This is a genomic window from Nitrospira sp. NS4 (assembly GCF_049546785.1).
Lineage (GTDB): Bacteria > Nitrospirota > Nitrospiria > Nitrospirales > Nitrospiraceae > Nitrospira_D.
Genome location: NZ_JBMWAN010000002.1, coordinates 789,176 through 802,250, shown reverse-complemented (window position 1 = coordinate 802,250; position 13,075 = coordinate 789,176). Strand labels below are relative to the sequence as shown.

General features: G+C 54.0%; 12 protein-coding genes. All 12 read left to right on the top strand.

Going from position 1 to position 13,075, the window contains the following annotated elements; all coding sequences use genetic code 11:
- The first annotated feature begins 21 nt into the window (after window positions 1-21).
- The 12 genes from yidC (at window position 22) to ACO9S2_RS08405 (ending at window position 13,046) form a co-directional block, all read left to right on the top strand.
- Entirely contained in the window at window positions 22-1,713 is a 1,692-nt protein-coding gene (gene yidC / locus ACO9S2_RS08460; RefSeq protein WP_423721534.1) for a membrane protein insertase YidC, read from the top strand.
- Window positions 1,714-1,768: 55 nt separating this feature from the next.
- Window positions 1,769-3,208 (top strand): tRNA uridine-5-carboxymethylaminomethyl(34) synthesis GTPase MnmE, encoded by a 1,440-nt coding sequence (gene mnmE, locus ACO9S2_RS08455; RefSeq protein WP_423721533.1) that lies wholly within the window; start codon window positions 1,769-1,771, stop codon window positions 3,206-3,208.
- A 9-nt stretch (window positions 3,209-3,217) separates the two neighbouring features.
- Window positions 3,218-5,149 (top strand): tRNA uridine-5-carboxymethylaminomethyl(34) synthesis enzyme MnmG, encoded by a 1,932-nt coding sequence (mnmG, locus tag ACO9S2_RS08450; protein WP_423721532.1) that lies wholly within the window; start codon window positions 3,218-3,220, stop codon window positions 5,147-5,149.
- Window positions 5,150-5,180: 31 nt separating this feature from the next.
- Entirely contained in the window at window positions 5,181-5,828 is a 648-nt protein-coding gene (gene rsmG, locus ACO9S2_RS08445; RefSeq protein WP_423721531.1) for a 16S rRNA (guanine(527)-N(7))-methyltransferase RsmG, read from the top strand.
- A 63-nt stretch (window positions 5,829-5,891) separates the two neighbouring features.
- Window positions 5,892-6,668 carry a ParA family protein gene (locus tag ACO9S2_RS08440; protein ID WP_423721530.1) on the top strand — a complete coding sequence of 259 codons (777 nt, stop codon included), beginning with the start codon at window positions 5,892-5,894 and terminating at the stop codon, window positions 6,666-6,668.
- The gene (locus ACO9S2_RS08435) at window positions 6,646-7,497 is read left to right on the top strand and encodes a ParB/RepB/Spo0J family partition protein (protein WP_423721529.1); all 852 of its coding nucleotides are present in this window, start codon (window positions 6,646-6,648) and stop codon (window positions 7,495-7,497) included. The genes ACO9S2_RS08440 and ACO9S2_RS08435 overlap by 23 nt, the downstream gene beginning before the upstream one ends.
- A gap of 200 nt (window positions 7,498-7,697) precedes the next feature.
- Window positions 7,698-8,162: a bactofilin family protein gene (locus ACO9S2_RS08430; RefSeq protein WP_423721528.1), complete on the top strand. Its 465-nt coding sequence runs from the start codon at window positions 7,698-7,700 to the stop codon at window positions 8,160-8,162.
- Between the two features lie 110 nt (window positions 8,163-8,272).
- The gene (locus tag ACO9S2_RS08425; protein ID WP_423721527.1) at window positions 8,273-8,731 is read left to right on the top strand and encodes a bactofilin family protein; all 459 of its coding nucleotides are present in this window, start codon (window positions 8,273-8,275) and stop codon (window positions 8,729-8,731) included.
- Window positions 8,732-8,767: 36 nt separating this feature from the next.
- Window positions 8,768-9,850 (top strand): tRNA 2-thiouridine(34) synthase MnmA, encoded by a 1,083-nt coding sequence (gene mnmA / locus ACO9S2_RS08420; RefSeq protein ID WP_423721526.1) that lies wholly within the window; start codon window positions 8,768-8,770, stop codon window positions 9,848-9,850.
- 421 nt (window positions 9,851-10,271) lie between these two features.
- On the top strand, window positions 10,272-11,351 hold the full coding sequence (locus ACO9S2_RS08415) for a DUF481 domain-containing protein (RefSeq protein WP_423721525.1): 1,080 nt from the start codon (window positions 10,272-10,274) through the stop codon (window positions 11,349-11,351).
- A 44-nt stretch (window positions 11,352-11,395) separates the two neighbouring features.
- On the top strand, window positions 11,396-11,815 hold the full coding sequence (gene mscL / locus ACO9S2_RS08410) for a large conductance mechanosensitive channel protein MscL (protein WP_423721524.1): 420 nt from the start codon (window positions 11,396-11,398) through the stop codon (window positions 11,813-11,815).
- A gap of 61 nt (window positions 11,816-11,876) precedes the next feature.
- Window positions 11,877-13,046, top strand: coding sequence for an OmpA family protein (locus tag ACO9S2_RS08405; RefSeq protein WP_423721523.1), 1,170 nt, complete (start codon window positions 11,877-11,879; stop codon window positions 13,044-13,046).
- Window positions 13,047-13,075: the final 29 nt, after the last annotated feature.

The following is a 13,075-nucleotide window of genomic DNA, read 5'->3' as shown; positions in this document are numbered from 1 at the left end:
TGAGAAAGCACTGCTGAAGATATGGAAAAGCGAGTCGTGGTGTTCTTGGTGCTGTCCCTTGTCATCATCTTCGGATATGAGTACGCCCTCAAGCAATTCGGATTGCTCCCGCAGACTCCCTCCGTTGAAGATGCCGCGGACTCGTCCGTAGACGATCAAGGAACTCGCACCGAGCCTGCTGCCAATACCATCACTTCTGCTGCGCTTCCCGATCAGGGCCATCCCACTTCCCCGAACGAATTACGGCCGCAAGAGACTCCCTTGCAGCCGGTCGCAAAGGAAGAACTCGTTGAGATAGAAACCGAACTGTACCGAGCGAAAGTCTCGACTCACGGGGGCGTGCTGACGAGCTGGGAGCTCAAACGGTATCAGAATTCGACGACCGACCAAACAGCGGTTCAACTAGTCCGGCAAGGAGCCAAATTCGCCGGACCCTTGTCCGTCCTGACCGGCGATCCCGCACTCACCAAATCATTGTCCGATGGCCTCTACACGGTCGAGAAGGATTTTACATCACTGGACCAATCCCATCCCGTCGGACACCTGACCTTCCGCTATCGCGACGAATCCAAGAATGTCTCCATCGAGAAGCAACTGACTTTTCATTCCAATAGCTACCTGGTCGATATTCAGGTTAAGACCGGCGGGATCCAGGGGGCAATCAACCTGGGATTAGGCACCAATTTCGGCATCGTCGAATGGGGCGATGGAATGATCGGCCAAATTGGCTCGGCCGTGCTTGTGGACGGGAAAGTCGAGAAAGAATCCCCCGATTCTGAATCGGAGCGTAGCGGCAACATTCAATGGCTCGCCCTGCAAGATAAGTATTTTCTTTCGGTGCTGATCCCCAAACAAGCCTCTGCTGTTCTCATCAAAAAAGAAGGCGATAAACTGCTTTCAGCCGGCGTCAAGCTGCCGGTTGAGCCATCGGGATCAACGCTGGCCCTTCAATTGTATGCCGGACCGAAAGAATACGACACGCTACAGGCCTTGCACCTGGGGCTGGAAGATACGATCGACTTCGGTTGGTTCATCTTCGGCAGCTGGGGCGTTGTCAAAGCCATTGCAAAGCCGATTTTTTACGTTCTGCGCTTCATTAACGACTACACCCACAATTTCGGCGTCACCATCATCCTGCTGACGATGGCCATCAAGGCCCTTTTTGTCCCCCTGCAGTTCAAGAGTTATAAATCAATGAAGCAGATGCAGGTGATTCAACCGAAAGTGCTGGCGATGCAGGAAAAGTACAAGGATGACCGGGATCGCTTAAACAAGGAACTGATCAAGCTCTACAGGGATCATAAGGTGAATCCGGTCGGGGGATGCCTTCCTATGGTCTTACAGATGCCGGTCTTTGTCGCTCTCTTTAATATCTTGTATATGACGATCGACCTGCGCCAGGCGCCCTTTATCGGATGGATCACCGATCTTTCCCTCCAAGACCCGTATTATGTGATGCCAATCATCATGGGTGTAACGATGGTCGTGCAGCAAAAAATTACGCCCACCACGATGGACCCCACACAAGCGAAGATCATGCTGATGCTTCCTGCCTTTATGACATTCCTGTTCATCAACTTCCCGGCCGGGTTGGTGTTATATTGGCTGACCAATAACGTACTCACGATTTCTCAGCAGATCGTTACTGATCGAGTCATCTTTGCGAATAAGCCGGTCTTGCATGAAGCGGGCGACTCACAATCCAAGCGTTGATCGAATAGCCGTAGCCCGCCTCATCCGGAATACGTCCTGGACGTGAGGTAACAGCATGTCACACGAGGGAGGGCCTGAGGACACGATCTGCGCCATCGCAACACCGGTCGGTGAGGGTGGTATCGGAATTGTTCGAATCAGCGGTTCTGCTTCCATTGCCATCGCCTCTCGATTAATCCGACTCCGTTCAGGAGCCTCTCTTCGGTCTATTACGTCACACTCTCTTTATCTGGCAGACATTGTTCGCCCGCTCCCTTCGGACATTTCAGCCCTTGGAATTTCTGACGACAACTTATTCATCGATGAAGCCTTCGTCGTCTACATGAAGGCACCCCGGTCCTATACGGGTGAAGAGGTCATTGAAATCCATTGCCATGGCAACCACCGGATCAGCGCGATGATTTGCGAGGCCGCGCTCAGAGCGGGATGCCGTCTCGCGCAACCAGGGGAATTTACAAAGCGCGCGTTCCTCAATGGGAAAATGGATCTGTCGCAGGCAGAGGCGGTTCTCGATACGATCAAAGCTAAATCGGATGAAGGCCTGAAGGTTGCCCAACGGCACCTCAGAGGGGAATTGGGCCGCGAGGTGACGCAACTCCGCCAGCAGTTGCTAACTCTCCTGGCCCATGTCGAGGCAGGAATCGATTTCGTCGAGGAGGATATCAGCTTCGTCGAGCGGGAGGAACTGCTGAGGGCGCTGGAACGCACTCAGTCAGTGGTGTCTCGCGGACTGGGCACGGCAAAGACCGGCCGGTTGCTCAGGGATGGAGCCAGGGTTGTGATTGCGGGCAGGCCCAATGTCGGGAAATCGAGCCTCTTGAATGCCCTGTTGCGAGAGCAGCGGGCCATCGTGTCCTCGATTCCCGGAACCACCAGGGATATGATCGAGGAATCGGTGGATTTTGACGGAATCCGGCTTTCTTTGATCGATACGGCTGGAATCCGCAACACGCTCGATCCGGTCGAAGAAGAGGGGATACATCGGACCTGGAAGGCCGTCCATGACGCGGATGTCATTATCATGCTATTCGATGCCTCTTCATTACCCGATTGCGTTCCGGATGACGAACTAGACTCCTCGCTGCAGGAACGCGCGATCCCCGTGTTAAATAAAATAGATAGACTGTCTTCCGAACAACGATCGGCCATCGTCATGCAACTATCTGATTCTTGCCAGAGGCCGGCGCTGGCGATTTCGACGGTCACCGGCGAAGGCCTCGATGTTTTGCGGCAAGAAATTATTTCCCGAATCATGCCGGATACGCTCGACGCGTCCGAAGGTGTCATGATTACGAATATGCGGCATCAAGATGCGCTTGAACGGACACATGAGGCTCTCGGTCAGGCAGTCGAGGCCATCAAGTCAGGACGGGAACAGGAATGTCTGGCAGTAGACCTCCGCACGGCCGCCGATGCCCTCGGTGAGATTACGGGTGCGATTACGTCGGACGAGATTCTCGATCGGATTTTTTCAGAATTCTGCATAGGGAAGTAGCGGAAACACATGGCCCAGATTTTCGACGTCATCGTTGTAGGAGGAGGGCATGCGGGCTGCGAAGCGGCCCTGGCCGCGGCACGCATGGGGGCAGATACCCTGCTCCTGACGATGGAGAAGGACCGGATCGCCCAGATGTCGTGCAATCCGGCGGTGGGAGGAATCGCCAAAGGGCACCTGGTGAAAGAAATTGATGCGCTGGGCGGAGAGATGGGCCGGAATACGGATCGTGCCGGAATTCAATTCCGCTTTATCAATACCAGCAAAGGCCCCGCAGTTCGCGCGTTGCGCGCCCAATGCGACAAGAAACTCTATCGGTTCGCGATGCAGGAGACGCTTTCGGCACAAGACCAACTCACGATTGCGGAGGGAACCGTCGATCGTCTCCTCACGGAGGGCGGCCGTGTGCTCGGCGTCCTGACCGGCACGGGCGAACGCATTGACGCCAGAGCGGTAATCCTGACATCAGGTACTTTCCTTAAGGGTCTTATCCATATCGGGCTCAGCCATTTCCCGGCGGGACGGGCGGGGGAGTCCTCTGCGGAACATCTGTCCGACTGCATGCGCGACCTGGGCTTCGAACTCGGACGATTGAAAACCGGGACCCCGCCGCGCCTTGATAAACGCTCGATCGATTTCTCCGTGATGGTCCCCCAGCCCGGAGACGATCCACCGCCACCCTTCTCGTATCGGACTGAGAAAATCACGACCCCCCAGATCGCATGTCATCTCACATACACCAATGCGCGCACGCATGAGATCATCAGGGAAAATCTCGACCGCTCGCCGCTCTACAGCGGCGTCATTGACTCGGTTGGCCCCCGCTACTGTCCGTCGATTGAGGACAAGGTCGTTCGATTTGCCGATAAGGAACGACACCAGATTTTTGTGGAGCCGGAAGGACTGGATACCGACGAGTTTTATCCCAATGGCATTTCGACCAGCCTCCCCGTAGACGTCCAATCAAAAATTCTCGCCACAATTCCAGGGTTGGAGTCTGCGACGATGCTCAAGCCTGGATATGCGATTGAATATGACTATTTCCCCCCTCGCCAACTGTTCCCCACACTCGAAACAAAGCTTGTGTCTGGGCTTTACCACGCCGGACAGATCAATGGGACATCCGGCTATGAGGAGGCGGCCGCACAGGGAATCATGGCCGGGATCAATGCTGTGTTAAAACTAAGAGGGGAGGCCCCTCTCGTATTGGATCGTTCACAGGCCTACATCGGCGTATTGATTGACGATCTGATAACAAAAGATGCGCGAGAACCCTATCGCATGTTCACATCACGGGCGGAGTACCGCCTTCTGCTTCGCCATGGCAATGCCGACCTTCGATTATTGGAAACCGGCTATCTGGCAGGACTTGTTAGGCAGCGGGATTACGAAGATCTCCTCCGAAAACGCGAGACCATCGTTCAAGAAATAGAAAGACTCAACACCACGAGACCAAAAAATTCCGATGAGGTTCGATCGCGCCTACAGGACACCTATCTGGAAAATTATCTTCCCAATCAAACGTTTGCTCAGTTGCTCAAACGACAAGAATCCACTTACCGACAACTACTGCAGACCTTCAACGTTGAAATGATCAAAGACGATGAAATTATTGACGAAGTTGAGCTTGAAATTAAGTATGAAGGCTACATCAAGCGCCAGCTACAGCAGATAGGTCAGTTCAGAAAGCTTGAACAGCGATCAATTCCTCCTATGTTTGATTACAAGTCGGTTCCTGGATTCTCGCGAGAGGTGCTCGAAAAACTCGTGCGAGTACGGCCATCAACGATCGGACAGGCATCAAGAATTTCAGGGGTGACACCGGCTTCGATTTCATTGCTTATCGTTGCTCTTGAAAAATTCAAAAGAAATGGACCACGACCAGATCAGGTTTCATCAATTGATTCCGAAACCGTGGCGACTCCACGATCATCCACTTGACCTCATCCACACAATCACGTAATTGTTCCACGTGGAACATGATCTCTCTCTTTCGTCACTTTTCATAGATAGCGCTGCCTCGCTCGGCATTTCGGTTACTCCGGAACAGTCCAAAAGCTTCATAATCTACCTTGATCAATTGAAGGCATGGAATCGAACAACAAACCTTACGAGCATCACAGAAGATGTCGAAATAGTGATCAAGCACTTCATCGACTCTATTGCCGTACTGAACGCCGTTGACTTTGAAGCAAACAGTCTCGTATTCGATATAGGAACTGGCGCGGGATTTCCAGGGATTCCCCTCAAAATAATCCGCCAAGACCTGAGAATGGTCTTGATAGAACCATCGAAAAAAAGGGCCTCCTTCTTACGGTATATAGTCGGGCTTCTTCGCCTGCAACAGATAGAGATTTACGAGGGATCTTTGGAGAGCCTTGCAAGTGATTTCGGTGAAAGAGAACGAGCAAAATATGCACTTGCTCGAGGGATCAAATACGATTTCATCCTGAATCTATCGAAAACAATTCTTTCGGTGAACGGGAAGATTGTTCCATTTCTTGCAGTGCCCATTGATCGCGAACACTTAACAGGCCGTGCGAAATGCGAAAATCAATACTCATTCGAACTTCCAATGGGCTATGGACATAGAGTCATTGCTTCTCTTGCAGTAATCTAAAGGCACATTTGCTATTGGATGTTCCACGTGGAACATCCGATCACTTCGTGAAAAGGTTACATAATGACCCGTATCGTAGCTGTGGCAAATCAAAAAGGAGGCGTTGGAAAAACAACGACTTCTGTAAATTTATCCGCAGCGATCGCGCTTCAAGGTCAGTCTGTGCTGTTGATAGACTTGGACCCACAAGGAAATGCCACCAGTGGAGTAGGAATTGACCCCAGGTCACTTCAAAAATCTATCTATACATGTTTAATTAGACAGGCCACACCAGAAGAAGTCGTTCAGTCAACTGATATAAAAGGACTTTCTGTTATTCCTGCCAATGCTGATCTGGCTGGAGCCGAGATCGAACTTGTCGGTCTTGATGGTAGAGAGCACTACCTTCGAGAGGCCATTAAGAACATTCAAACTGATTATGACGTCATCATCCTGGACTGTCCTCCTGCCCTGGGAATTTTAACCATTAATGCCTTGGCCGCTGCAAACTCAGTCTTAATTCCGGTCCAATGTGAGTATTATGCCCTTGAGGGGCTTACGCGATTGATCGGAAGCATTGAAAGAGTACAGACCTTGATAAATCCAAACCTCTCCATTGAAGGGATTGTCCTGACAATGTTTGATGCCCGCAATAGCTTGGCGCGGCAAGTATCAGAACAAGTCCGTGGCCATTTCGGTGACAAGGTCTACCAGTCCGTCATCCCGAGAAATGTCACATTGGCAGAAGCCCCGAGTTACGGACGCCCTGGCATTCTTTATAATATGGCCTCCTCAGGCTCCCAAGCCTATCTTTCGCTAGCAAAGGAGTTCCTTGCCCATGGAGAAAAAAGCGCTCGGTAGGGGATTGGACGCATTACTCCCAACAGGAAAACAGTCGATTTCTCAATCACTTGGAAATGATGTTCAATATCTGAGAGTCGATGCCATTGTACCGAACCGGTATCAGCCCCGGCAGATCTTTCACCCGACCGAATTGGCAGAACTGGCCGCATCGATTAAAGAAAGCGGCTTGCTGCAGCCAATATTGGTTCGCCGCAAAGGGGACGGGATCTACGAACTGATCTCGGGAGAACGAAGATGGCGCGCCACAAAAGAAGCCGGCCTTGAGACGATTCAAGCTGTCGTCAGAAATTGTACCGACCAAGAAGCCATCCTGTTCGCCCTCGTTGAGAATATTCAGCGGGAAGACCTTAATCCGATGGAAACTGCCCGGGCCTACGCCAGAATGATGAATGAGTTCGGACTCACTCAAGATGGCATTGCCCAAAAAGTGGGGCGCGACCGGTCCTCGGTTGCCAATTCTCTCCGTCTGCTCAATCTTCACCCTGATGTGCAGCAACTGGTTGAAGCAGGCACTCTCTCAGCCGGACATGCAAAAGCGCTCCTGGGAATTACACAGCCTGAAAACCAGTCTAAATTCGCGATGATCGTAGCTGGCAAGGGACTCTCCGTCCGGGAGACCGAAAAGCTGGTCGAAACGTCGCCCTCTGAAAAACGCCGCCGGAAAGCATCATTGCCCAACTCTGACTGGTCCGATGTTGAAGCCAGATTGCAGAAACGTCTCGGCACTCGAGTCACCATCGCGCCCAGCGGGAAAGGGGGGAAAATCATCATTCAATATTTTTCCGCACCGGAGCTGGACGGCATTATCGAACAACTCCTTTCCTAACTCCCGTTCACCACGTTGCTGGAGTCGTCTCAGCACAGAATCATCTATTTGTTGCTTTTTAGTCCACCAATGCTAAATATCTACCCTAGACACTCCGATACAGCTCTTAACGGGACCTAACCTGTTTTTTTTCGCCCCCGACAGCCAGAGGAGAAAGAATGGCCATTTGGAAATCAGACAACCAGGATGGAAAACGCCCTATGGGAGAGAATGCTGAAGCGGAAGAGACCAATACCGACGCCATCTCCAATAGACAGGAAAACGTTGAGGACGTGAGCGCCTTTGTCGGAAAGGGCGTCGAGTTCAAAGGAACAATTTCCTATAACGGCACCGTGCGCATAGACGGCTTCCTCGACGGGGAAATTCACACAGCCGGGGTTCTCCTCGTCGGCGAAGAAGCGGTCATCACCGCCAAAATCACGGCCGGAACGATTATGTGCAAAGGGAAAATCACCGGCGATGTGGTTGCGAAGGAAAAAGTCAGGCTCCGGGCCCCTGCCGTGGTGAGCGGCGGCATCAAAACCCCGATGCTCTCCATCGAGGAAGGCGTCCTCTTCAATGGTACGCTCGAAATGACACAGGGAATCAGGGAAGTTTCACGGGACATCCCTTCACATCCCGGCGACACCTCCGACCAGGCGGCACTCAAGAGGGTCAACGGATAAGGTTTTGCTACTAACATATCCGTAGGTGTTTCAACCTTGTGCCGTTCATCGGGACGCCCCTCCAGCCCGTCCTGGATCTCCCGATGCGATGGCTACAGAGCGAGAAAGGTATGGCTATATCAATGTGGGCCCTCAGCGACAGCAAAGGATCCCCTGAACACGCAGAGGACAACTTCACGTTTCTCGCCAGAGGGGTCGAGTTTAAAGGGGTCCTGAACTTCGACGGCACTGTTCGAGTGGACGGACGTCTCGAGGGTGAGATTCATACTACCGGAATGGTCATCGTAGGTGAATCCGCCATCATCAACGGCATCATTTCCGCCGGCGTCTTGACGAACAGCGGCAAGATCAACGGAACCGTGACCGCTACAGAAAGGGTCCAAATCCTCAAACAGGGCGTCCTAATCGGAGACATCCGAACCCCCGCCATTACCATCGCAGATGGAGCCCATTTCCACGGGATGTGTGACATGGGAGCCGATAAATGGACGGATGACGCTAACCAGCCGAACAACAACGTGCACGACCTCAGTCTCCGCCGCAACAAGATGCGGGCACCAAACCTCTAGCCCTTTCAGTCCCCAGCCGGTACAATAGCGACCACCATGTCACGTCCCAGCGTTCTCCTCGGCATGAGCGGAGGAGTTGATAGCTCCGTCGCCGCTCTCCTCCTGGTCCGCCAAGGATACGATGTTCATGGCGTCACCCTCCAGGTCTGGGAACACGAAGATGAGACCGTCGCCGCCTCCAAGCGGTGGCAGGAACGCGGCTGCTGTAAGGTCGGGATCGCCCGCTATGTCGCTCAGAAGCTCAACATCCCTCATGAACTCATCGATTCACGTGAACAATTCCGTGCAGCCGTCATCGAAGATTTTGTCTCAGGATACGCCGCCGGGACCACGCCAAACCCCTGTGTCCGCTGCAACGAACGCGTTAAACTCAGGCAACTTGTCGAGATCGCCGAGGCCAAAGGCATTTCCTTTGTTGCCACCGGTCATTACGCCCGCGTCGAAACCCTTGAAGACCGGCCTGTCCTCAAGAAGGGAATCGATCAGCGCAAGGATCAAAGCTACTTTCTTTATCGTCTCCAGGCATCCTGGCTCAACCGACTCCTCTTTCCCGTGGGGATGATGGACAAACCCTCCGTATGGAACCTGGCCGAAGACCTTGGACTCCCGTCCGAAGAGCTCCAGGAAAGCCAGGAGATTTGTTTCGTGAGTCACGGCGACTACCGGACGTTTCTACAGAAAGAAATCCCTTCCGCCAATAATCCCGGACTGTTTCTGGATCAGACCGGGAAACCCCTTGGCACCCACCAGGGCATTGCGTTCTATACGCCAGGGCAACGACGTGGGCTCGGGATTTCCTCCGGTGAACGCCTCTACGTTCAACGGGTCCAGCCCGATAGCAACACCGTCGTCCTTGGACCTGATGAGTCCTTACTCAGTTCACACTGTGTCGTGGCGGACCTCAACGTGCTCGATCCTCTTCTGCTTGCCCCCTCCGCCACGGTGGAGGCCAAAGTTCGCTATGCCACACCCGCGACACCAGCGACCATCCGCTATCAGGACAACGGCTCTGTCGCGGTACGATTTCAGACGGCACAACGGGCACTGAGTCCAGGCCAATCGGCCGTCTTCTATCACGGCGACCAACTCCTCGGCGGCGGAATCATACAATCCATGTAATTTTTCACTACGAGACAAACCGCCACTGGCTCTCAGCCCAGGGAATGATCTGCCAGGCCACCTTTTCTTCCATCCAAGCCAGACTCAACCCACAATAAGGGTCCATTGAGGCGGAGTCGTCAGCCCTCACAGCACATTGCGGATAAGCAGTACACCTCGTACTAAAAGCAGTCCAACCACCCCCGACCTTCCACTCCTCGGTCATACCGCCACTTGGCCTTGGAGGTGCTGACGAGGGTGCGCTTTCGAGAAAGCCCAGCTCCGAACGACCAAGCCCACGAATGTTCGGACCTTGCGCGAAGTAAAAGAAGTCGGCTATATAAATCATCCAACAGACAGCTTTCCCCCAGAACAATTCTCTAGCTGAGAACTAACCCTATCTGTAGGCAAAGGGTGCTTTGTGGTTTCGAGGAAGGATGGAATGACAAGGTTTCGCTCTTTACTTCTGCTGCTTGGCATGCTCATCAGCGGAGTTGCATCTGTCCATGCAGCGGAAGATGCCCCCCCTCTTGATGTCGTCACGCTGAAGAACGGCAGCACCATCTACGGTGAAGTCGTTGAAATGGCCGGAGGCATCTTGGTGATGAAAACACCCGTGAGCCCCGATCCTATCAAAGTCAAATGGGCAGAGGTCTCCGCACTGGCCGTCAACCACCCCATCCCGTTTCACCTAAAGGAGGGGACGGTCCTGGTCGGGACAGCCACAGCTGGCTCGGACGGGAATCTCAATATTCAGTCAGAACAACTGAAGGGTTCTCTTACCGTGCCGGTTGACTCCATCACGGCGGTGAATCCGCTCATACAACCACCCGTCATCTATGCCGGCAGCTTCACCGCCGGCTACTCCCAGGCCACTGGAAACAGCAGTTTCCGCAATGGGAGCGCCTTGCTCGATTTCGTCGCCCGCAGCGAGCAACTCCGCTTGTCCATCAACGGACGGTACGTCTATGCCGATACTGGGGACACATTGACCGCCCGCAACGCCCGGGGCACAATCAAACTTGACTTCTTCATCTCCAAGCGCCTTTACTGGTTCGCCTCCGCCTATGTTGAAAGCGACCGCTTTCAAGACCTGAAAATGAGAACCGCCCTCGCGACCGGCCCCGGCTACCAATTCATCGAGCGAGGCGACTACACCGGCATCTTCAAAGATATGACGTTCTACGGAGAAGCCGGCGTCAGCTATTTCAATGAAGATTTCAGGGAAGCGGCGGATCAATCATCCACCCGTGCCAGGATTTCCATGAAACTCAACTGGCCCCTATTTGATGACCGCATCACGCTTTATCACTATGACGAAATCTTTCCTTCCCTGGAGAATGCCAGCAACATCTATCTGACCATGGACAACGGCATGCGGTTCAAGATCTGGGAGGGGTTCGTCGCCGGCATTCAGGTCACCACGCGGTACAACAGCAAACCCGCGGCAGGAACGACAGATACAGACAACCTGTACCTCTTGACACTCGGCTACAGCTTCGACACCACACGCAAACGATAGTGTCTTGTGAACCGAGGGCCCTTAACCGTGCGTCACCGAGGAGGATGGGTATGCTCAAAGAATTTCGAGATTTTGCGATGCGAGGCAATGTTCTCGACATGGCCATCGGTGTCATCATCGGAGGCGCCTTTGGAAAGATCGTGTCCTCCCTGGTCAGCGACGTGTTGATGCCGCCGATCGGTTTATTAATGGGCAAAGTCGACTTCTCCAGCTTATTCATCAATCTGTCCGGAACGCCCCAGCCTTCGCTCATCGCCGCGAAGGCCGCCGGCACCCCCACGCTCAACTACGGAGTCTTCCTCCAGTCAGTGTTCGACTTCGTCATCATTGCCTTCGTCATCTTCATGCTGGTGAAGCAAGTCAACCGCTTCAAGAAGGAAGCGCCCCCGGCGCCGCCTGCGGGACCGACGAATGAAGAGAAGCTCTTGATGGAAATTCGGGATGTCCTCAAAGGGCGCCAATAATCACGGGTCATTTGCTCGTGGGACAACCCGCGAGCACCAGCCACACAAAAAAGGAGACTCTATGCGAATGTACAAAACCTCCATCCTGGGACTCGGCCTTCTGGTCCTTTCCGGCTGTTCATCCTGGCAACCCATGTGTCCGGATAACGGATTCCAATATCGCATCTGCCCACAAGGCAAGGCGCAACCTACGGCGAAAGAATTGGCCGACCGTATTGCCGCGCTTGAAAAAGAACGGCAGAGACTCGAGGCCGCCTTGGCCTCCGCCAACCACCAAACCGCGGCACTGACCACCCAAACCCAATCACTTGAGAGTCAGCTCGCAGACCGCGACCGCGAACTGGCGGCCCTGCGGATCACTGCCAGTGAATCGTCAAAGATGGCAAGCCAGCTCACGTCAGCCCAGGGCGACTTGGACAAAACGAAAACGCAAATGGCCGAACTCCAAGGCCTGCTCGCTGCCTCGCAGTTCTCCTCATCCAGTGATAAAGAACGACTGGCGGCCCTTGAAGCCAAAGCACGCGAGAAGGAGCAACTCTCCGCCAATCTCACCGCGGCCAAGCAGCACAGCGCCGACCTCGAAGCCCAACTCGCCGCGGCCAACCAGCGCATCGCCGACCTCGAAAGCCAACTCGCCGCCCTGACCGGCGCCGCTGGAGACAAGAACAAACTGGCCGCCGACCTCGCAGCCTCGACGCAGCGGGTAAGCGAACTGGAACGCCAGCTCGCCGATCGAGACCAAGAGCTCGCCGGGCTCCGTGGCGAACTTTCAACCGAAATGGCTAAGCTGAGAGAAGCCCAACGGGGGCTCCTCCGGGCCCTGCGCCCTCAGATTGAAAAGGGTGACATCACGGTCGACCTCAACAACGAACGGCTCCTCATCAACCTGGCCTCCAGCTACCTCTTTGGCACGGGTGAGGATCAGCTGAAGCCCGCCGGAGTCGAGGCCCTCAAACACGTCGGCACCGTCCTCAAGGATTTCCCCGAGTACAAAGTCGCCGTGGACGGCCATACGGATAATCGTCCGATTCGCAGTGCCCTGAAGAAGAAGTTCCCGACGAACAAGGAACTCTCCGAAGCCCGGGCGGCCAACGCCGCTCAAGCCCTCGCGGAAGGCGGCTTAGGGGGAGCGACGACTCACGGGTATGCTGACACCAAGCCGGTGGCGACAAACAAGACCGATGCCGGCCGGGCTAAGAACCGCCGCGTCGAAGTGCGGGTCACCAAGTAGTTCGATTCCCGCTTCCACATAGCACGGGG

Coding starts and splice junctions, on each gene's coding strand:
- mnmA (WP_423721526.1), top strand. CDS start 8,768: ATGTCACGTCCCAGCGTTCTCCTCGGCATGAGCGGAGGAGTTGATAGC.
- mnmE (WP_423721533.1), top strand. CDS start 1,769: ATGTCACACGAGGGAGGGCCTGAGGACACGATCTGCGCCATCGCAACA.
- yidC (WP_423721534.1), top strand. CDS start 22: ATGGAAAAGCGAGTCGTGGTGTTCTTGGTGCTGTCCCTTGTCATCATC.
- ACO9S2_RS08430 (WP_423721528.1), top strand. CDS start 7,698: ATGGGAGAGAATGCTGAAGCGGAAGAGACCAATACCGACGCCATCTCC.
- ACO9S2_RS08440 (WP_423721530.1), top strand. CDS start 5,892: ATGACCCGTATCGTAGCTGTGGCAAATCAAAAAGGAGGCGTTGGAAAA.
- ACO9S2_RS08435 (WP_423721529.1), top strand. CDS start 6,646: ATGGAGAAAAAAGCGCTCGGTAGGGGATTGGACGCATTACTCCCAACA.
- ACO9S2_RS08405 (WP_423721523.1), top strand. CDS start 11,877: ATGCGAATGTACAAAACCTCCATCCTGGGACTCGGCCTTCTGGTCCTT.
- mnmG (WP_423721532.1), top strand. CDS start 3,218: ATGGCCCAGATTTTCGACGTCATCGTTGTAGGAGGAGGGCATGCGGGC.
- ACO9S2_RS08425 (WP_423721527.1), top strand. CDS start 8,273: ATGGCTATATCAATGTGGGCCCTCAGCGACAGCAAAGGATCCCCTGAA.
- mscL (WP_423721524.1), top strand. CDS start 11,396: ATGGGTATGCTCAAAGAATTTCGAGATTTTGCGATGCGAGGCAATGTT.
- ACO9S2_RS08415 (WP_423721525.1), top strand. CDS start 10,272: ATGACAAGGTTTCGCTCTTTACTTCTGCTGCTTGGCATGCTCATCAGC.